We start from the raw sequence: 18,296 nt of genomic DNA, 5'->3' as shown, positions 1-18,296 counted from the left end.
AATCGGCATGAGCGCGTTCGGTCGCCGTCTGGGTTTGGGTAGCGGGCCCGGGGGACGCCCCGCCTTCGGCGTCGCGCGTCCGATGCACGGACCGGGCCCCGCCCCCCGGGTCGAGGCGGAAGCGCCCGCCCCCGGCGGACAGCAATTCCCGCCGCTCAGCGCCCTGGCAGAGGCCGTCGCAACGGTCGCGCCCGCCACCGCCGCCGACGCGATGCAGCGACTGGCCGAGCGCCAGGCCGCACCGGTCGACCCCACCCCGGCGCGCGGCGAGGGCTTCGAGGCATCGATCCACCGGATCAAGGAACAGGTCCTCCCCCGCCTGCTGGAGCGCGTCGACCCGGAAGCCGCCGCCACGCTGGGCAAGGACGAGCTGGCCGAGGAATTCCGCCCGATCATCGGCGAGGTGCTGGCCGAGCTGAAGCTGACGCTCAACCGGCGCGAGCAGTTCGCGCTGGAAAAGGTGCTGGTCGACGAGCTGCTGGGCCTGGGTCCGCTCGAGGAACTGCTGGCCGATGCCGACATCACCGACATCATGGTCAACGGCCCCGAGCAGACCTATGTCGAGCGCAAGGGCCGGCTGGAGCTGGCCGGTATCCGTTTCCGCGACGAGGAGCATCTGTTCCAGGTCGCACAGCGTATCGTCAATTCGGTCGGCCGCCGCGTCGACCAGACCACGCCGCTGGCCGATGCCCGGCTGAAGGACGGCAGCCGCGTCAACGTCATCGTGCCGCCGCTTTCCCTGCGCGGCACCGCGATCTCGATCCGCAAATTCTCGGCCAAGCCGATCACCCTCGACATGATGGCGACCGGCGGGTCGATGAGCCAGGACATGGCGACGCTGCTCAAGATCGCGGGTGCCTGCCGGTTCAACATCGTTATCTCCGGCGGCACCGGTTCGGGCAAGACGACGATGCTGAACGCGCTGTCCAAGATGATCGACCCGGGCGAGCGCGTCCTGACGATCGAGGACGCGGCCGAGCTTCGCCTGCAACAGCCGCACTGGCTGCCCCTGGAAACCCGCCCCGCCAATCTGGAGGGCCAGGGCGAGATCAGCATCCGCGACCTGGTCAAGAACGCGCTGCGTATGCGGCCCGACCGGATCATCCTGGGCGAAATTCGCGGGGCCGAGTGTTTCGACATGCTGGCGGCGATGAACACCGGCCATGACGGCTCGATGTGCACGCTCCACTCCAACTCCCCGCGCGAGGCGCTCGCCCGCATGGAGAATATGGTGATGATGTCGGACATCAAGGTGCCCAAGGAAGCGATCAGCCGCCAGATCGCCGACTCGGTCGATCTGGTCATCCAGGTCAAGCGCCTGCGCGACGGCAGCCGCCGGGTGACCAACATCACCGAGGTGATCGGCATGGAAGGACCGGTGATCGTTACCCAGGAGCTGTTCAGCTTCGAATATCTGGACGAGGGCACCGACGGCAAGATCATCGGCGAGTATCGCTCGGCGGGCCTGCGCCCCTATACGCTCGACAAGGCCAAGCAGTTCGGGTTCGACAAGGCGCTGCTGGAGGCGTGCCTGTAGGGCACCTGTAGGGCATCGGTCCTTTTCGGCGTCGCCCCCTCCCTATGGTGGTCGTCGAAGCCGTCGACACCGACTCGCACGCAGCTTCCCCTTCGGCTAGGCGTTGGGGCGTGATGCCACGTCCCCTTTACCTGCTGCCCCTTCCCCTGTTCCTGGTCGCGGCGATCGCGCTCCCCCATGCGATGCGCGAGCGTGACACCGTGTCCGCCCCGCAAGGCGGCGCGGTGCGTCAGGACAAGGGCACCGAGGATGTCGTCGCGGCCGCCGCGCGCGATCCCGGCGTCTCGACGCTGGCACCCGATGCCGAAGGGCGCTGGATTCCGTTTCAGCTGACACCGGGCAACCAGATCCGCTTCGCCATGACGATCGACGACCGGAGCGTCACCGCGATCCTCGACACCGGAGTCAGCTTCACCCTGTTGTCGCAAGCCTCTCCGCTGGCGGCGAAGGCGAATATCCGTCCCGGCGGGCAGGCCAGTGCGATCGGCGGCGCGGTCGCGATCGGATGGATGCCGACGCGCACGCTCAGCCTGGGTGGGCTGACCCGCAAGGGCGGCGGCGTGGTCGTGGCCCCGTTGCCCGCGCTGGCGACGGGGGATGCGACCGCCGTCGACCTGCTGGTCGGGCGCGACCTGCTGGCGCCGCACGCGCTCGACATCGATTATGCGAACAAGCGGTTCCGCCTGCTCCCCTCGGGCCGGATGCCCTTTACCGGGGCGACCGCGCCGCTGACCGTGTCGGCCGAGCGGCGGGTGTATGAAAGCGTGGTCGGGCTGGGCGCGACGCGGCTGTCGCCGGTGATCGTCGACACCGGCGACGGATCGGCGCTGACCGTGACGCAGGCCGGATGGCGTGCGGCCAAGCTGACGCTGCCGACGACGACCGCGATCGGCTTCGGACTGGCGGGCCCCACCGTCAACGATCTGGCGATCGTGCCCACCGTGCGGCTGGGCACGCTGACCGCGCAGGGCGTCGAGGTGCGGATCGAACCGGCACAGGGGTTCAGCGAGTCGGTCGGCGCGGCCGGGCGGATCGGATCGGGTTTCCTGCAACGCTACCGCGTGCTGCTCGATCCAGGCGCGGGGCGGATGATCCTGAAGCCCGGCCCCGGCGCGGACACGCCCGCCCAGCGTTCGACCGCCGGGCTGTTGCTGGGCGTCGCCAGCGACCGGTTGCGTGTGCTCCACGTCATGCGCGGCGGCCCGGCCGAGGCGAGCGGCTGGCGCGAGGGCGACACCATCTGCGCGATCGACGGACAGCCGATTCCCCGCGACTATGTCGACAGTCCGATCGCCCGCTGGACGATCGGGACGCCCGGCACCCGCGTCACCTTGCGCACCTGTGACGGGCAGGACCGGGTGCTGACGCTGGCGCGCTTCTACTGACGGCGCTTTCCCCATTCGCGCGCGGCGGTATAGCCCAGATAGCCGGTGGCGAAGAGCGCATAGAGCGGCTCGGGGATCGCGTTCAGATACGCCCCCAGCCCGCGCGTCATCGCCGCCGCCATCGCGGGCCGCACCCCCGCCAGCACCGCCATCGGCAGGCTGCCGAGCAGCAGCACGTACATGACGTACAGGAAACTCGGCCGCGCCCGCCGGGTCCACCGGTCGGTCTCGGCGCTCATGACAGCCGATCCGCCAGCCAGCCATAGAGGAAGGCCTCGTTGGCGGGGCGACGTTCGGCCAGTTGCAGATAGCGCTCTCCCTGCATCGCCTCGACCGCCTTCCGCAGCACGACCTCCCCCGCCGCGCCCCGGTGGCGCAGGAACGCGTCGAGCGCGGCCAGCGTCATGGGCCCGATCCGCCCGTCCGTCGCCAGATCGGGATAGTCGCGGGCCTGGCGGTTGAGCGCATTGAGCGCGCGTTGCAGAAATCCCGCGGCGACGCCCGACCCCATGTTGACGCCGGTGTCGAACAGCTCCTCCGCCAGTCGCGGTGCGCGGATCGCCACGCGGTCGAAGCCCGGCGCGGTCCAATAGAGGCGATGGTAGATCGCCTCGGCCCGTGCCAGCGGCAGGCGGCGCATCGGTCCGGTATAACCGTCCGCGCGCGCGACCGCCTCGGTGATGCCGAAGCGCGTCGCGCCGCCGCGATCGGCGGGATGGTCGCTATAATCCCCCTCGCGCGCGATCACCTGCGCGATCAATGCCTCGACGTTCGTCTCGTCCCCCTGCCCCATGTCGCTCTCCCCCGGTTGCGAGAGGCAGAGGAACCATATCGGTTCACTGTAGGACAGGGATTTTTACATCCTCCCCGGCACGGGGGGGATTTCAGGTCAATCCAGCACGGTCCGCGCCAGGGCCAGCGTACCCAGCGGCCCGGCCTGGTCGCCCAGTTGCGCATGGACGATCCGGTTCGCCACCTCGGCGGCGTTGACGAAGGGCAGATAGCCCGACAGCTTGTCGACCGTCGCGGCGCGCACCATGTCGAGCAACTGTGGCTGGCCGACGCCGACGCCGCCGCCGATCACGATGCGACCGCAGGCCAGCGTCAGGAAGAGCCCGGAAAAGCTCTCGGCCAGCGCATCGGCGACGAAGATCCAGGCGGGATCGTCCGCCGCCAGCTCCTGTGCCGGACGCCCGACGCGCGCGGCGATGCCCGGCCCGGCCACCAGTCCTTCCAGGCAGTCGCCATGGAACGGGCACGCTCCGACGAAATCGTCACCCGCCATGCGGCGGACGCGGATATGCCCCGCCTCCGGGTGCATCCGCCCCGACACCGGCTGGCCGTTGACGATGATGCCCATGCCGACGCCGGTGCCGACCGTGACATAGACATGGTCGGACAGGCCGCGCGCCGCGCCCCACTGCCCCTCGGCCATCGCGGCGCCGGTCACGTCGGTGTGGATCACCACGCGATCGCCGAACCCCTCGCCCAGCGCGCCGAGCACATCGGCCCCTGCCCAGCCGGGCTTGGGCGTGGCGAGCATATGGCCGTAATCGGCATCGGTCTTGTCGAGCGCGATCGGGCCGAAGCTGCCGATGCCCAGCGCCTCGGGCTGATATTGCTCGTGCCATTCGGCCAACCGCTGGCGCAGCGCCGCCAGGGTCACGGCGGGGGTCGTCGTGGGCAGGCGTTCGGACACCAGGATGTCGCGGCCGCGGCCGATCAATACAATCGATTTCGTTCCGCCCAGCTCGACGCCTGCAACGATACGATCTTCCGCCCCGGCCATTCCTGTCTCCGCGCCCGTTTGATGGGATGTTCTGGCCATCGCGAGTGCGCGAAAGGTCGGCCTGCGGTCAAGGGCGGGGGCGGGAAAAAGCGATGGTTACAGCGCGGCGAGGCGTGCCATATTGGCCGCGCGCAGGTTATGGACATGCGCCAGCGCCAGGACCAGCCCCCCCGCCACGGTCAGCACGGTGCCTGACGTCCGCCCCTCAAATCCCAGACCGGCGACCAGCAGCGCCAGCCCAACGGTGCCGATCACCACGGGCGCCACCGAACCATGCCGCCGCCAGCCAAGAATCAGGGTCAGGCCGCTCAGCGGGATGGCGATCGCCAGCATCAGGACATGGAACAGTTCGCCGACGTTCAGCCAGGTCGACAGCGCAGGCAGGAAGGCGATCGCGACGGGCAATGCCAGGCAGTGCAGCAGGCACAGGGCGGATGCGGAAATCGCCAACCCGTCGAGGTGCCAGCCGGAGGGCACTTCGCCATCGTCGGGGCGGGCCCGCCTGTGCGCGCCCTTGCTGCCGTGGATCATATCATCGTGCCTTACCAATCGCCCCCGCACTCCATATGTAACTTTATATCATTGTTTTCAACCTTTGGCATGATCCCCCTTTAAACTGTATTCCGTATAATCTAGGCTCCTCGCGTCGTGAAAAGAGGATGAGTGATATGGCGAGCCCCCGGCTGTTGTTGTGCGCAGGACTGTCTGCGCTGATCGCGGGCAACGCCTTTGCACAGACCGCCCCAGGCCCTGCCCCCCACCCGGACTGGGAAAACCCGGCGGTCAACCATATCGGCGCAGAGCCGATGCATACGAGCTTCGCCGGGTTCGAGACCCGCGCCGCCGCCCTGTCCGGCGATGTGGCCAAGTCGCGCTATCACCTGTCGCTGGACGGCCTGTGGAAGGTCCATATGTCCCCCAATCCGGAGGCGCGGCCGATCGGCTTCGAGGATCCGGCCCGCGACGTGTCGGGCTGGCGCGAGGTGCAGGTGCCCGGCATCCTCCAGGCACAAGGCTTGAGCCGCCCGGTCTTTGTCGGCAGCGGCTATCCCTTTCCGCGCAACGAACCGTTCATCGAACACCGGCTGAACGAGGTCGCCTCCTATCGGCGCGACTTCACAGTGCCTGCGCAGTTCGCCGGACGCCGCCTGCTGTTGAACATCGGCGCGGCGGGGGCCGCCTATTATCTGTGGGTCAATGGGCAGAAGATCGGTTATTCGGAGGACTCCAAGCTCCCCACCGAATTCGACATCAGCCGCGCCGCCAGGCCGGGCAGGAACACGATCGCGATCGAGCTGTATCGCCATTCGGACGGCAGCTATCTGGAGGATCAGGACTTCTGGCGGGTCAACGGGATCGAGCGCTCGATCACCCTCTATGCCGCGCCTCAGACCCATATCCGCGACCTGGGCATCGATGCCGGGCTGACCCATGACTATCGCGACGGCGCGCTGTCGGCCCAGGTCGATCTGGCAGGCGCGGCGGAAGGAACCAGCGTCCGGGCGACCCTGTTCGACGGCAAGCGCACCGTGCTGACCCGCACCGCCACGCCGTCCGGCACCGGCGCGACGATCACCGCCGAGGTTCCGGGCGTGAAGCCATGGAGCGCCGAAGACCCGAACCTCTACACGCTGCTGGTCGAACTGCTCGACGCCAGGGGCAAGCTGATCGAGGCGACCAGCCGCCGCATCGGCTTCCGCACGGTCGAGGTGGCGGGCGGCGAGGTGCGGGTGAACGGGAAGCGGATCATGATCCGCGGCGTCAACCGGCACGAGCATGACCCGCACACCTTCCGCATCGTGTCCGAGGAGACGATGCGGAAGGATATCGAGCTGATGAAGGCCGCGAACATCAACGCGGTCCGCACCTCGCACTATCCCAACGACCCGCGCTGGTACGACCTCGCCGACGAATATGGCCTGTACGTGATGGACGAGGCCAATATCGAGAGCCACGGTTACCTCAGCCTCACCCAGGAAAAGAACGACCCGACGCTGAACCTGGGCCACAAGCCCGAATGGGCCGCCGCGCATCTCGACCGGGTGCAGCGCATGGTCGAGCGCGACCGCAACCACCCCTCGATCATCTTCTGGTCGCTGGGCAATGAAAGCGGCGTCGGCCCCAATTTCGAGGCGGCGGCGAAGTGGGTCCGCCAGCATGACAAGACGCGGCTGATCAATTTCCTGGGCTATAGCATGAGCGGCTGGCGGCATCCGACCAACGCCTATGTCGACATCTTCGCGCCGATGTATGACGATGTCGAGAAGCTGGCCGATTACGCCACCCGGCCCGAATTCACCCAGCCGCTGATCCTGTGCGAATATGCCCATGCGATGGGCAACAGCCTGGGCGACTTTCAGGGTTATTGGGATGTCTTCCGCAAATATCCCAAGCTTCAGGGCGGCTTCGTCTGGGACTGGGTCGACCAGACGATGATCCTGAAGGACAAGGCGGGCCGCCCCTATTGGGGCCAGGGCCTGGACTATGATCCCGATCCCAAGGATGCCGGGCTGCACGGCGACGACAGCCCGGTCGGCGACGGCGTGATCCAGTCGGACCGCACCCCCGATCCCGAATATTACGAGATGGCGCATGTCCAGTCGCCGGTCCACTTCACCCATGACGGCGGCGGCTGGCAGGTGGTCAACCGCCACGACCATATCGACCTGTCGCGCTTCACGTTGGACTGGGCGGTGCTGGAGAACGGCGTCGAGACGGCGCGCGGCAGCATCGGCACGCCTTCGGTCGCGCCCGGAGCCAGTGCGCCGCTGTCCTTCACCCTGCCCGCCGCGAAGGACGCCACCGCCGAACGCTCGCTGATCCTGCGCGCACGGACCAGGGCGGGGGCCGTCCCGCCCTTGCCTGCGGGCCATGTCGTCGGCTGGGAACAGTTCGCGCTCTCCGCCCCTGTCTTCGCCGCCGCCCCCGCCGGATCGGTCGCGCCGGAGGAAAGCACCGATGCGATGACCCTGAAGGCAGGCGATGCGGTGCTGGAGATCGACCGGGCGACCGGCCTCGTCCGCCGTTATGCCCGCGACGGCAAGACGCTGCTGACCGGCGGTGCCCCCAATTTCTATCGCGCGCCCACCGACAATGACGTGGGCGCAGGCGTGCCCAAGAGCCATGCGATGTGGCAATATTTCTCCGAGCATCGCCGCCTCGACGCGATCAGCCGCGACGGGAACGCCATCGTCGTCGATCACGACATGGGGGTCGGCTCGGTCAAGATGCAGACCCGCTGGACCATGGCCCCGGACGGCAGCGCGACCGCGACCGTGCGCTTCACGCCGATCCGCGCGACCCTGCCCGATCCGTTGCGCGTGGGCCTGGCCTTCGCGACGCCGGGACAGCAATTCGGCAAGGTCAGCTGGTTCGGGCGCGGGCCTTGGGAAAGCTATGCCGACCGCAAGACCGGCGCAATGATCGCGCGCTGGGACGGCAGGCTGGCCGACCAGTATCACGACTATGCCCGACCGCAGGAAAGCGGCAACAAGACCGATGTCCGCTGGGTCCAGCTGACGGGCACCGGCACGGGCCTGCGCGTGACCGGCGCGCAGCCGCTCTCGGTCAACGCCCTGCCCTTCCCCTATGGCGACCTTGCCATGAAGCCGCCTGCGCAGGCGCACAGTTCGGACATCACACCCCATGGCGACGGCTCGCTGCTGATCGACGCCACGCAGGCCGGGGTCGGCGGCGACACCGGCTGGAACCTCGATGGCCGCGCGCACATGCCCTACCGCATCGCGCTGAAGCCGCTGACCTACAGCTTCACCATCGGAGCGGCGCGTTGAAATCCCTGCTGACCCTCGCCCTGTTGCTGACCGCCGCCCCGGTCGCGGCACAAACCGTGCCCGACCGGATCGGAAAATCCCTGGCCCTTCGCGAGCAGTGGCAATGGCTGACCCGCGACATCGCATCGCCCGCCGAGTGGGACGCGGACGGGCGGCATTTCCATTATCGCAAGACGGTGGCGGGCGGCTTCGCCTTCGTCGATGTCGACGCCGCCACCCGCGCCAAGGCCGCCGCCTTCGACGCCGCCGCACTGGCGCCCGCTCTGGGCAAGGCGATGGGTCAGGCCATCGCCCCCTTGCGCCTGCCCTTCGAGCATTTCAGCTATACGCCCGATCGTTCGGCGATCCGCTTCTCGATCGGCTATGACGATACCGTCTATCGCTGCACCCTGGTCCAGCCGGTCTGTTCGGTCGTTGCGCCCGAAAACCCCGGCCGCCCGCGCGGCTTCGGCGTGGTGCGCGACCTGCGCGTGCCCGCCGACAATCATCCGCGCCTGTCGCCGGACGGCAGGCTGGAGGCGCTGGTCCTCGACGACAATCTGGTCGTGCGCGAGGCGAAGGGCGGCAAGGAGCTATGGCGCAGCCAGGACGGCAGCCCCGCCAATTTCTACGACCCCGAGAGCCTGGCCTGGAGCCCCGACGGCCGACATATCGCGCTCCAGCGCGTCCGCCCCGGCTATGCCCGCATGGTCACCCGCATCCTCGCCGCACCGCCGGGCAAGGTGCAGCCCGAGGTGATCCAGCAACTCTATCCCAAGCCCGGCGACGCGGTGGACCAGGAAACCCCCGTCCTGTTCCGCGTCGCGGACGGCCAGCGGACCGAGATCGACCCCGGTCTGTTCGCCGATGCCTATACCCTGTCCGCGCCGGAATGGCGCGCCGACAGCAAGAGCTTCGCCTTTGCCGACCTGAAGCGCGGCTTCGGCGAGACGAAGATCATCGCCGTCGACGCCGACACCGGCCGGGCGCGCGCCGCCGTCACCGAAACCGCCAGGACCTTCGTCTTCCGCGACCGGATCTGGTCGCATGACGTGAAAGGGCTGGGCCGCGAGATCCTCTGGGCGTCGGAGCGTGACGGCTGGCGGCATCTCTACCTGATCGACGGGACGACCGGCCGGGTCGTGCGCCAGATCACCCGGGGCAACTGGCTGGTTCGCGATATCGCGAAGGTCGATGACGACAAGCGCCAGATATGGTTCTCGGCCAGCGGCTTCGTGCCAGGCGAAGACCCCTATTACAAACACTGGTTCCGGGTCGATTTCGACGGCCGCAACCTGACCCGCCTCACCAAGGAGAATGCGACGCACGAGGTGCGCTTCTCCCCCGACATGTCCACTTATGTCGATGTCTATTCGCGCACCGACAGCCCCGAGACGATGGAGTGGCACGACGCGCGCGACGGGCGGCTGATCCAGACGCTGGAAAAGGGCGACATCACCGCGCTGACCGCCGCCGGTTTCCGTCCGCCCGAGCGCTTCACCGCCAAGGGCCGCGACGGCAAGACCGACATTTACGGCCTGGTCGTCCGTCCCCGCGACTATGACCCGGCCAGGCGCTATCCGGTCATCGAGAATATCTATGCCGGGCCGCATGACAGTTTCGTGCCCAAGACCTTCTGGCCGTTCGGCGCCTTCTCCGGCGGCGACAAGGTCATGGGGATGCAGCAGCTCGCCGATCTGGGCTTCATCGTCGTGATGATCGACGGCATGGGCACCGCCAACCGGTCCAAGGCCTTCCACGACGTCGCCTGGAAGAACCTGGCCGATAGCGGCTTTCCCGACCGGATCGCCTGGATGAAGGCGCTGGCCGCCAAGGACCCGGCGGTCGATATCAGCCGTGCCGGCATCTATGGCGGCTCGGCGGGTGGGCAGAGCACGCTGAACGCGCTGCTGTTCCACCCCGAATTCTACAAGGCCGGGGTCGCCTATGCCGGGTGTTTCGACAACCGGATGGACAAGATCGACTGGAACGAACAGTGGCTGGGCTATCCGGTCGACCGGAGCTATCTGGACGCCTCGGGCGTGGTCCATGCCGGGCAGTTGCAGGGCAAGCTGATGCTGGTCGTCGGCGAACAGGATTCCAATGTCGACCCGGCCAGCACGACCCAGGTCGTCGATGCGCTGATCAAGGCGGACAAGGATTTCGACCTCCTCGTCATCCCCGGCGGCGAGCATACCGCCGGGCGCAGCACCGGACCGGTGGCGTACGCGATGCGGCGGCAATATGCCTTTTTCCTGAAGGCGTTGCGCGGGGAGGAGTGACATCCTCCCCGCCCACGCCTATCGCTCGGCGCGCGACAGGTTCCCCTTGGGGATCAAAAGGGAATGGGGTGCAAAACCCCGGCTGCCCCTGCAACTGTAAGCGGCGAGCCATCCGCCATCACGCCATTGGAGCATCGCTCCGAGAAGGCGGCGGACCGGCCCCGACCCGCGAGCCAGGAGACCTGCCCGTCGCGGTCGTCCTTCGGTCGGTCAGGGTGTGCCGGGCGAAACGGGGCTATCCCCGCGCGCGACGACAGCGCCTGTGGAGATTTACCCGTGACCGAGACCGACCGATGCTGAAACCCGCCGCGAACGGCCCCGCCGTTATCGCCTGCAACACCTGCCGCCTGTCCGACGATGCGCGCGAGAATGAGGACGGGCGGCGCGGCGGCGCGCTGCTGGTCGATGCGCTGCGGCGCGTCCAGGCCGCCGACCCCGCTTATGCCGATGTGGCGGTCGAGGAAATGCCCTGCCTGTTCGCGTGCCAGTCCTTCTGCACCGTGTATGTGCGTTGCCCCGGCAAGGTCGGGTACGTGATGGGCAAGTTCGCCCCCGACGACGATGCCGCGCGCGCCATCCTGGACTATGCCCGCGTCTATGCCGACAGCGACTGGGGCCAGGTGCCGTACAAGCAGTGGCCACAGGGGGTGAAGGGTCATTTCATCACCCGCACGCCGCCAGAGGGATTTGTCGTCGAATGAGCCCGTTCCCGACCGTCGCCGCGTTCGAGGCTGCCCTGGACAGGCTGAGCCAGCCCGACATGGCGGCCCGCGAAGCGGCGACCGCGCGGCAGGGCCAGTTGACCAAACCTCTCCGCTCGCTCGGCCGCCTTGAGGATATCGCGATCTTCCTGGCCGGGTGGCAGGGTGTCGAGCGGCCCCGGATCACCAACGGCCGCGCGGTGATCTTCGCGGGCAATCACGGCGTCGTCGCACGCGGGGTCAGCGCCTTTCCGGCGGCAGTGACCGCGCAGATGGTCGCCAATTTCGCCGCGGGGGGCGCGGCGATCAACGCGCTGGCCGCCGCCGCCGGACTGGCGCTGTCCGTCGTGCCGCTCGACCTCGACCGGCCGACCGCCGACTTCACCACCGCGCCCGCGATGAACGAGGCGGAATGCCTGGCCGCGCTGTCCGCCGGGGCCGAGGCGGTGGGCGATGCCGACCTGCTCGTGCTGGGCGAGATGGGGATCGGCAACACGACCCCCGCCGCCGCACTGGCCGCTGCCAGCTTCGGCGGCACGCCCGCCTTGTGGGTCGGTCCGGGCACGGGCGTCGATGCCGACGGCCTGTCCCGCAAGGCGCAGGCGGTGACCGACGGCCTGGACCGTCATCGGCCCCATCTCACCAGCCCGTTCGAGATCCTGCGCCGCCTGGGCGGACGCGAGATCGCGGCGATGGCGGGCGCGGTGCTGGCCGCGCGGTTGAAGCGGATTCCGGTCGTGCTCGACGGCTTCATCGGCACCGCCGCCGTAGCACCGCTGGCCACCGCCAATCCCGACATCACCGCCCATTGCCTGGCGGGGCATTGCTCGGCCGAGCCGGGCCACACGCTGCTGCTCGCCCGGCTGGGGCTGGAGCCCATATTGTCGCTCAACATGCGGCTGGGCGAGGCGAGCGGCGCGGCGGTCGCAGTCGCGGTCATTCGATCGGCACTGGCCGCTCATGACGGCATGGCGACCTTTGCCGAAGCGGGCGTATCGGGCGCGTGACCACGTTCCGCCTGCATCTGCTCCGCCACGGCGAACCCGTCCTGGCGGGGCGGATGCTGGGCCGGACCGACAGCCTGGCGACGGCCAAGGGCATTGCCGATTGCAAAGTGCGCGGGACGGGACTGCCAGTCACACGCCGCCTGTCCTCCGACCTGTCCCGCGCGCGCGCCTGTGCCGAAGCGATCGGCCCGGCCGAGGTCGATCCGCGCTGGCGGGAACTGGATTTCGGCGCATGGGACGGCATGGCCGCATCTCAGATCGACGCAGGCGCGCTCGCCCGGTTCTGGGACGACCCCGATGCGGCCCCGCCGCCGGGCGGAGAGCGCTGGTCCGATCTGGTCGCGCGGGTCGGGTCCGCGATCGCCGACCTGCCGCCCGAGCCGACGCTGGTCGTCACCCATGGCGGGGCGATGCGTGCGGCACTGCACATCCTGTGCGGCTTCGACGCCCGCGCGGTCTGGGCCTTCGCCCTGCCCTATGCCAGCCTGGTCACGCTGGAGGTGTGGGACGGCGAGCCCCGCTCGGCGCAGGTCAGCGGGCTGGTGACGGCATGAGGACGCTGATCGTCGCGCTCGGTTTCCTGACCCGCCTGCCGATGCCGCGGGTCGAGGCCGACAAGGCCGATTTCGCCCGCGCCATCCGGCTCTATCCGGTCGCGGGGCTGGTCATCGGGGTGATCGTCGCGGGCGCGGGCTGGCTGGGGGCGCGGGTCGATCCGTGGACGGGGGCGCTGGCGGCGCTGGTGGCCTGGGTCTGGGCGACGGGGGCGCTTCATCTCGATGGACTGGCGGACCTTTCCGACGGGCTCGGCGCGGCGCATGGCGATCGCTCGCGGCTGCTGGCGGTCATGGCCGATCCGCATATCGGCAGCTTCGGGGTCACCACATTGGCGTTGCAGTTGCTCGCCAAGCTGGTGCTGCTCCACGCCTTGCCCGCGGCCACATGGCCGATCCTCGCGCTGATCCCGGCGGCGGCGCGGATCGGGCCGCTGGTCTGGGCGCGGATGCTGCCGCCGTTGCGCCTCGGTGGGCTGGGCGCGATGGTCGCGAGCGCGGTGCGGCCGGTCGACATGATCGGCTGGATCGTCGTCGCCTTCGCATCGGGGCTGCTCTATCCGCCGCTGGCCGTCGCGCCGCTTGTCATCGTGGCGCTGTCGCTCTGGTTCCGGCGCAAGCTGGGCGGCGTCACCGGCGACGTGCATGGCGCGGGCATAGAACTGACCGAGACCGCCCTGCTGCTCGCCGCCGCGTTCTACGCCCTGCCCTGAGCGATCCGCAGCAGCGCGTCGCCATCGACATGCGCCTCCAGCACGGCGGCGATGGCGTCGAGCGCAGCATCGACATCGGCACGGTGGTCCGGCCCGTGCCCCGCCACACCGATCCGCGCCAGCCATGCCGCACGCTGCCCCGCTTCGCCTAGCAGGCCATGGATATAACTCCCCGCAACCAGGCCATCGGCGCTGATCGCCCCCTCCGCCCGGCCATCGGACAGATGCCCCACGGGCCGTGCGGTATCGGGGCCGCTGGTTTGCCCCAGATGGATTTCATAGCCGGAGAACGCCGCACCCAGCGCCTCGCCGGTGACCGGCCGCACCGTCTTCGCGCCGGTCAGCACCGTCTCAACATCCAGCAGCGCCAGCCCTGCGACGCTGCCCGCCGGGCCCTCGACCCCGTCCGGGTCGGCGACCATGCGCCCGAGCATCTGATACCCCCCGCACAGGCCCAGCACCGGCCGTCCGCGCCGGACATGCGCGGCGATATCGATGTCCCAGCCCTGCGCACGGACAAAGGCCAGGTCGGCGATGGTCGCCTTCGACCCCGCCAGCACGATCATCGCGGCGTCGGGAATGGGCTGGCCGGGGCGGACCATGACCAGATCGACCTGCGGCTCCAGGCGGAGCGGATCGAGATCGTCGAAATTGGCGATACGCGGGGTGATCGGACAAGCGACGACCAACCGTCCACCCGCGCCCGCCATCGGCCGCTCCAGCGCCACCGCATCCTCGCTGGGCAATCGCGCAGCATCTGTCAGCCAGGGGATCAGCCCCAGCGATCGCCAGCCGGTATGCTCGGCAATCACCGCCATGCCGTCGGCGAACAGCGCGGGGTCACCGCGAAACTTGTTGACCAGGAACCCCCGGATCATCGCGGCATCCGCCGGGTCGATCACCGCCTTGGTCCCGACCAGCGAGGCGATCACCCCGCCCCGGTCGATATCCCCCGCCAGCACCACCGGCACGTTCGCCGCGCGCGCGAACCCCATATTGGCGATGTCGCCCGGACGCAGATTGACCTCGGCGGGCGAGCCTGCACCCTCCACGATCACCAGATCGCACTGCGCCTCCAGACGGCGATAGCATTCGACCACTTCGGGCAGCAGGCCGATCCGCCCCTCGCGCCACCGCGAGGCGGGCAGCATGCCCCGCACCTGCCCGCGCACGATCAGTTGCGAGGTGCGGTCGCCCTGCGGCTTCAGCAGCACCGGGTTCATGTCGACATGCGGGGCGACACGTGCCGCCATCGCCTGGGTCGCCTGCGCCCGCCCGATCTCACCGCCGTCCGGGGTCGCGGCGGCATTGTTGCTCATATTCTGCGGCTTGAACGGGCGGACGGTCAGACCGCGATTGGCGAAAAGACGGCACAGCCCCGCGACCAGCACCGACTTGCCGACGTCCGAACCGGTGCCCTGGATCATCAGACCAGCCATGCGACAGCTCCAGCGATCACCCAGAGCAACAGGCAGGCCCGCGCATAGATCTGCAACGCCGTGACGATGTCCGTCGGCGACGCCGCCCGCCCCCCGCGCCCGATCCACGGCTTGATCTGGGTCACGCCGTCATATGCGACCGGTCCGGCCAACGCGACGCCCAGCGCGCCCGCCATCGCCGCTTCCGGCCAGCCCGCATTGGGCGAGGCATGCGCGCGCGCATCGCGCCGCATCACCGCCCAGCCGCCCGCCCCCGCGACGCACACCAGCACACCGGCGATCCGCGCCGGGATCCAGTTCGCCCCGTCATCGATCCGCGCCGCCGCCCAGCCGAACGCCCGCCAGCGCGGCTCCCTGTGCCCGATCATGCTGTCGGCGGTATTGATCGCCTTGTACACCCACACCCCCGGCAGCCCGAGCAGCAGCCAGAACAAGGGCGCGACGATGCCGTCGCAAAAGCTCTCCGCCAGCGTCTCGATCGCGGCGCGCGAGACGCCTGCCTGGTCCAGCCGCTCGGTATCGCGCCCCACGACCCGTGCGACGAGGCTGCGCGCGGCGGCAAGGTCGCCGCGCATCAGGGCGTTCGCCACGGGCCGCACGTGCACGTACAGGCTGCGCTGCGCCAGCGCGGGCCAGGCCAGCACGGCGCTCGCGATCCAGCCCCAGCGGCCGAGCCACACATGGACGGCATGATCCAGCCCCCAGGCGATCCCCCCGGTCAGCGCGATCAGCAGCACCATGGTCAGCACGCCCAGCCCCCGCCGCACGCCTTCGGATCGCTTCGGCCCGTTGCCGAGCCGCTCGGCGAAGTTCAGCAAGCGCGCAAAGCCGCCCACCGGATGGCCGATGCGCGCATAGAGCCGGTCGGGCCAGCCGATCGCGGCATCGAGCGCCAGCGCCATCAGGGCCACGGGATCAGCCATGTCGCAATGCCTCGTCCAGTCGTTCAAAATCCGCCGTCACGGCGGGCACGCCGAAGCGCAGCCGGTTCGGGGCATCGGCAAAGGGGCGGACCAGGATGCCCGCCGCCGCCAGTCGATGAAAGATGGCGGCGGCGTCGGGCGTCTCGACCATGCGGAACAGCGGACACGCCCCCCGCGCCATCAGGCCGTGGCGCGCTAACACCGCGTCCATCGCACGCGCCCGCTCGGCCAGCGCGGTCCGGGTCGCGGCGATCCAGGTGCGATCGGCATAGGCCGCACTGCCCCAGGCAATGGCATGGGCCGATACCGGCCAGTCGCCCAGCAGGTCGCGCAGCCGCACGAGGACGTCGGGCGCGGCGATCACGAAGCCCAGCCGCACACCCGCCAATCCGAAGAACTTGCCGAACGAGCGCAACGCCACCACCCGCTCGTCGCCATCGAAACCGGGTTCAGGCATCGCGTCGGCAAAGGCTTCGTCCAGGATCAGCCAGCCGCCCGCCCGCGCCTGCGCCGCCGCCAGCCGGGCGAGGTGTTCGGGCGAACGATAGACGCCGTCGGGATTGTTGGGATTGGCGAGGAGCAGGCTGCCCGGTCGCCCCGTCCAATCGTCCAAGGCGGCGTGCTCGACATGGTCGGCGGCAATGGCGCCATGCGTCCCGTAAGTGGGCCGCACCGCGACGATCGGCTGCGCCATGCCGAGCAGCGGCAGCAGGCGAAGCGCCATCTCGCTGCCCGGCACCGCCGCCACCCGCTCGACAGGCACGTCGAAATGCGCCGCCGCCAGGGCCTCCAGCCGGGCGAGTGCGCTGCGATCCGGCAAGGGGGCGGCGTCGACCGCAAGTCCCTCGGGCGCCGTCCATGGCACCGGATTGATCCCCGTCGACAGGTCCAGCCATGGCTTCATCACCTGGGGGAACAACGCCCTGGCCGTGTCGATCCGGCCGCCATGATGGGTCAGCGCGCCCATTTCCGCTTGCGTCATCGTGCCACTCCCGCGATGCGGATGGGCATGACGAAGCCCCGAACCATATTGGTCCTCGGCGGCGCGCGGTCGGGCAAGAGCCGCCACGCGCAGGCGCTGGCCGAGGCGATGACGCCCACCGGCTGCTTCATAGCCACCGCCCAGGCCTGGGACGACGAGATGCGCGACCGCATCGCGCGGCACCAGGCCGATCGCGACGAACGCTGGACGACGGTGGAGGCGCCGCTGGCGCTGGCCGAGGCGATTGCCGCGCACAGCCGCGCCGACCGGGTGCTGCTGGTCGACTGCCTGACGCTGTGGCTGACCAACCTGCTGCTCGGCGAAGCGGATATGGCGGCGGCGGGCGAAGCGCTGGTCGCCGCGCTGGCCGACGCGCCGGGCCCGGTCGTGCTGGTCAGCAACGAGGTCGGCTTCGGCATCGTGCCCGACAACGCGCTGGCCCGGCGATTCCGCGATGCGCAGGGCACGCTCAACCAGCGGCTGGCACGGATGTGCGACGCGACCGATCTGGTGGTGGCGGGGCTGCCCCTTCGCCTTTCAGGAGAGAAATGATGCGAACCGATGCCGAACATGCCGAGCGCATGGCGAAGAAAAAGGCCGCGCAGGACAGCAAGGTCGCCGCGCGCGACGCCGAAAAGGGCCTGATCATCGTCCATACCGGCAAGGGCAAGGGCAAGACCACCGCCGCGCTCGGCATGGTGATCCGCGCGGTCGGCCACGGCATGCGCGTCGGCATGGTCCAGTTCGTGAAGGGCGCGATGACCACCGGCGAGGCCGCCGTGCTGGCGCGCTTCCCCGAGGTCGATTTCCACGCGATGGGCGAGGGCTTCACCTGGAACACCCAGGACCGCAGCCGCGACATCGCCACCGCGCGCACGGCGTGGGACGAGGTAAAGCGGATGATCGCCGATCCGTCCTATGACCTGATCGTCGCGGACGAGCTGAACATCGTCTTGCGTTACGATTATCTGCCGGTCGACGAAGTGCTGGAGGTGCTGGCCACCAAGGGGGCGATGACGCATGTCGTGATTACGGGCCGCAACGCGCCCGACGCGCTGATCGCGGCGGCGGACCTGGTGACGGACATGACGCAAGTGAAGCACCCCTTCCGCGAACAGGGCGTGAAGGCGCAAAGGGGGATCGAGTTCTAGCCCCATATCAAGGGGATACAGCCACGGGCGGCATAGCTCGCGGCCCTGCCCTCCCCCAGCCCC

The 18,296-nt window shown here is 69.3% G+C and carries 17 protein-coding genes and 1 riboswitch; of the genes, 10 read left to right on the top strand and 7 right to left on the bottom strand.

Annotation, left to right across the window (positions count from 1 at the left end):
- The first annotated feature begins 7 nt into the window (after window positions 1-7).
- Window positions 8-1,537, top strand: coding sequence for a TadA family conjugal transfer-associated ATPase (locus U1703_RS02865; RefSeq protein ID WP_320452794.1), 1,530 nt, complete (start codon window positions 8-10; stop codon window positions 1,535-1,537).
- Window positions 1,538-1,650: 113 nt separating this feature from the next.
- A complete protein-coding gene (locus U1703_RS02860) occupies window positions 1,651-2,922 on the top strand; it encodes an aspartyl protease family protein (RefSeq protein ID WP_332784512.1) in 1,272 nt (423 codons plus the stop codon).
- Here U1703_RS02860 and U1703_RS02855 read toward each other — a convergent pair.
- The 4 genes from U1703_RS02855 to U1703_RS02840 form a co-directional block, all read right to left on the bottom strand.
- On the bottom strand, window positions 2,916-3,161 hold the full coding sequence (locus tag U1703_RS02855) for a 3TM-type holin (protein ID WP_332784511.1): 246 nt from the start codon (window positions 3,159-3,161) through the stop codon (window positions 2,916-2,918). The two genes, U1703_RS02860 and U1703_RS02855, sit on opposite strands and share 7 nt — an antisense overlap.
- On the bottom strand, window positions 3,158-3,715 hold the full coding sequence (locus U1703_RS02850; RefSeq protein WP_332784510.1) for a glycoside hydrolase family 108 protein: 558 nt from the start codon (window positions 3,713-3,715) through the stop codon (window positions 3,158-3,160). Before U1703_RS02850 ends, U1703_RS02855 begins: the two co-directional genes overlap by 4 nt.
- A 96-nt stretch (window positions 3,716-3,811) precedes the next feature.
- Window positions 3,812-4,711: an ROK family protein gene (locus U1703_RS02845; protein ID WP_332784509.1), complete on the bottom strand. Its 900-nt coding sequence runs from the start codon at window positions 4,709-4,711 to the stop codon at window positions 3,812-3,814.
- A 96-nt stretch (window positions 4,712-4,807) separates the two neighbouring features.
- Entirely contained in the window at window positions 4,808-5,242 is a 435-nt protein-coding gene (locus U1703_RS02840) for a MerC domain-containing protein (RefSeq protein ID WP_332784508.1), read from the bottom strand.
- A gap of 137 nt (window positions 5,243-5,379) precedes the next feature.
- Here U1703_RS02840 and U1703_RS02835 point away from each other — a divergent pair, with 137 nt between their 5' ends.
- From U1703_RS02835 to cobS, 6 genes are all read left to right on the top strand, one after another.
- Window positions 5,380-8,502: a glycoside hydrolase family 2 TIM barrel-domain containing protein gene (locus U1703_RS02835; protein ID WP_332784507.1), complete on the top strand. Its 3,123-nt coding sequence runs from the start codon at window positions 5,380-5,382 to the stop codon at window positions 8,500-8,502.
- Entirely contained in the window at window positions 8,499-10,763 is a 2,265-nt protein-coding gene (locus U1703_RS02830) for a S9 family peptidase (protein ID WP_332784506.1), read from the top strand. Before U1703_RS02835 ends, U1703_RS02830 begins: the two co-directional genes overlap by 4 nt.
- A 20-nt stretch (window positions 10,764-10,783) precedes the next feature.
- Window positions 10,784-10,967: riboswitch (cobalamin riboswitch) on the top strand.
- Between the two features lie 89 nt (window positions 10,968-11,056).
- Window positions 11,057-11,464, top strand: a complete 408-nt coding sequence (locus U1703_RS02825; RefSeq protein WP_332784505.1) for a DUF1636 domain-containing protein — start codon at window positions 11,057-11,059, stop codon at window positions 11,462-11,464.
- Window positions 11,461-12,471: a nicotinate-nucleotide--dimethylbenzimidazole phosphoribosyltransferase gene (gene cobT, locus U1703_RS02820; protein WP_332784504.1), complete on the top strand. Its 1,011-nt coding sequence runs from the start codon at window positions 11,461-11,463 to the stop codon at window positions 12,469-12,471. Before U1703_RS02825 ends, cobT begins: the two co-directional genes overlap by 4 nt.
- Window positions 12,468-13,025 (top strand): histidine phosphatase family protein, encoded by a 558-nt coding sequence (locus U1703_RS02815; protein WP_332784503.1) that lies wholly within the window; start codon window positions 12,468-12,470, stop codon window positions 13,023-13,025. Before cobT ends, U1703_RS02815 begins: the two co-directional genes overlap by 4 nt.
- On the top strand, window positions 13,022-13,738 hold the full coding sequence (gene cobS / locus U1703_RS02810; RefSeq protein WP_332784502.1) for an adenosylcobinamide-GDP ribazoletransferase: 717 nt from the start codon (window positions 13,022-13,024) through the stop codon (window positions 13,736-13,738). The genes U1703_RS02815 and cobS overlap by 4 nt, the downstream gene beginning before the upstream one ends.
- Here the strand turns inward: cobS and U1703_RS02805 are convergent.
- Genes U1703_RS02805 through U1703_RS02795 form a run of 3 tightly spaced genes read right to left on the bottom strand, consistent with a single transcriptional unit; the run spans window position 13,723 to window position 17,082 of the window.
- Entirely contained in the window at window positions 13,723-15,177 is a 1,455-nt protein-coding gene (locus U1703_RS02805) for a cobyric acid synthase (RefSeq protein ID WP_332784501.1), read from the bottom strand. The two genes, cobS and U1703_RS02805, sit on opposite strands and share 16 nt — an antisense overlap.
- Window positions 15,165-16,100: an adenosylcobinamide-phosphate synthase CbiB gene (gene cbiB, locus U1703_RS02800; protein WP_332784500.1), complete on the bottom strand. Its 936-nt coding sequence runs from the start codon at window positions 16,098-16,100 to the stop codon at window positions 15,165-15,167. The genes U1703_RS02805 and cbiB overlap by 13 nt, the downstream gene beginning before the upstream one ends.
- Window positions 16,093-17,082, bottom strand: a complete 990-nt coding sequence (locus U1703_RS02795) for an aminotransferase class I/II-fold pyridoxal phosphate-dependent enzyme (RefSeq protein WP_332784499.1) — start codon at window positions 17,080-17,082, stop codon at window positions 16,093-16,095. The genes cbiB and U1703_RS02795 overlap by 8 nt, the downstream gene beginning before the upstream one ends.
- Window positions 17,083-17,109: 27 nt before the next feature.
- Between U1703_RS02795 and cobU the strand changes: the two genes are divergently transcribed.
- A complete protein-coding gene (cobU, locus tag U1703_RS02790) occupies window positions 17,110-17,634 on the top strand; it encodes a bifunctional adenosylcobinamide kinase/adenosylcobinamide-phosphate guanylyltransferase (protein ID WP_332784498.1) in 525 nt (174 codons plus the stop codon).
- Window positions 17,634-18,233, top strand: a complete 600-nt coding sequence (gene cobO, locus U1703_RS02785) for a cob(I)yrinic acid a,c-diamide adenosyltransferase (protein ID WP_414712051.1) — start codon at window positions 17,634-17,636, stop codon at window positions 18,231-18,233. Before cobU ends, cobO begins: the two co-directional genes overlap by 1 nt.
- The last annotated feature ends 63 nt before the right edge of the window (window positions 18,234-18,296 follow it).

Source organism: Sphingomonas flavida, assembly GCF_036663655.1.
Classification (GTDB): domain Bacteria; phylum Pseudomonadota; class Alphaproteobacteria; order Sphingomonadales; family Sphingomonadaceae; genus Sphingomonas.
The sequence above is the reverse complement of the archived record's forward strand: the minus strand, read 5'-3'. Positions and strand labels throughout refer to the sequence as shown.

Excerpts from the sequence above, each read along its gene's own strand:
- U1703_RS02865 (WP_320452794.1), top strand. The coding sequence starts at position 8 with ATGAGCGCGTTCGGTCGCCGTCTGGGTTTGGGTAGCGGGCCCGGGGGA.
- U1703_RS02860 (WP_332784512.1), top strand. The coding sequence starts at position 1,651 with ATGCCACGTCCCCTTTACCTGCTGCCCCTTCCCCTGTTCCTGGTCGCG.
- U1703_RS02855 (WP_332784511.1), bottom strand. The coding sequence starts at position 3,161 with ATGAGCGCCGAGACCGACCGGTGGACCCGGCGGGCGCGGCCGAGTTTC.
- U1703_RS02850 (WP_332784510.1), bottom strand. The coding sequence starts at position 3,715 with ATGGGGCAGGGGGACGAGACGAACGTCGAGGCATTGATCGCGCAGGTG.
- U1703_RS02845 (WP_332784509.1), bottom strand. The coding sequence starts at position 4,711 with ATGGCCGGGGCGGAAGATCGTATCGTTGCAGGCGTCGAGCTGGGCGGA.
- U1703_RS02840 (WP_332784508.1), bottom strand. The coding sequence starts at position 5,242 with ATGATCCACGGCAGCAAGGGCGCGCACAGGCGGGCCCGCCCCGACGAT.
- U1703_RS02835 (WP_332784507.1), top strand. The coding sequence starts at position 5,380 with ATGGCGAGCCCCCGGCTGTTGTTGTGCGCAGGACTGTCTGCGCTGATC.
- U1703_RS02825 (WP_332784505.1), top strand. The coding sequence starts at position 11,057 with ATGCTGAAACCCGCCGCGAACGGCCCCGCCGTTATCGCCTGCAACACC.
- cobT (WP_332784504.1), top strand. The coding sequence starts at position 11,461 with ATGAGCCCGTTCCCGACCGTCGCCGCGTTCGAGGCTGCCCTGGACAGG.
- cobS (WP_332784502.1), top strand. The coding sequence starts at position 13,022 with ATGAGGACGCTGATCGTCGCGCTCGGTTTCCTGACCCGCCTGCCGATG.
- U1703_RS02805 (WP_332784501.1), bottom strand. The coding sequence starts at position 15,177 with ATGGCTGGTCTGATGATCCAGGGCACCGGTTCGGACGTCGGCAAGTCG.
- cbiB (WP_332784500.1), bottom strand. The coding sequence starts at position 16,100 with ATGGCTGATCCCGTGGCCCTGATGGCGCTGGCGCTCGATGCCGCGATC.
- U1703_RS02795 (WP_332784499.1), bottom strand. The coding sequence starts at position 17,082 with ATGACGCAAGCGGAAATGGGCGCGCTGACCCATCATGGCGGCCGGATC.
- cobU (WP_332784498.1), top strand. The coding sequence starts at position 17,110 with ATGACGAAGCCCCGAACCATATTGGTCCTCGGCGGCGCGCGGTCGGGC.
- cobO (WP_414712051.1), top strand. The coding sequence starts at position 17,634 with ATGCGAACCGATGCCGAACATGCCGAGCGCATGGCGAAGAAAAAGGCC.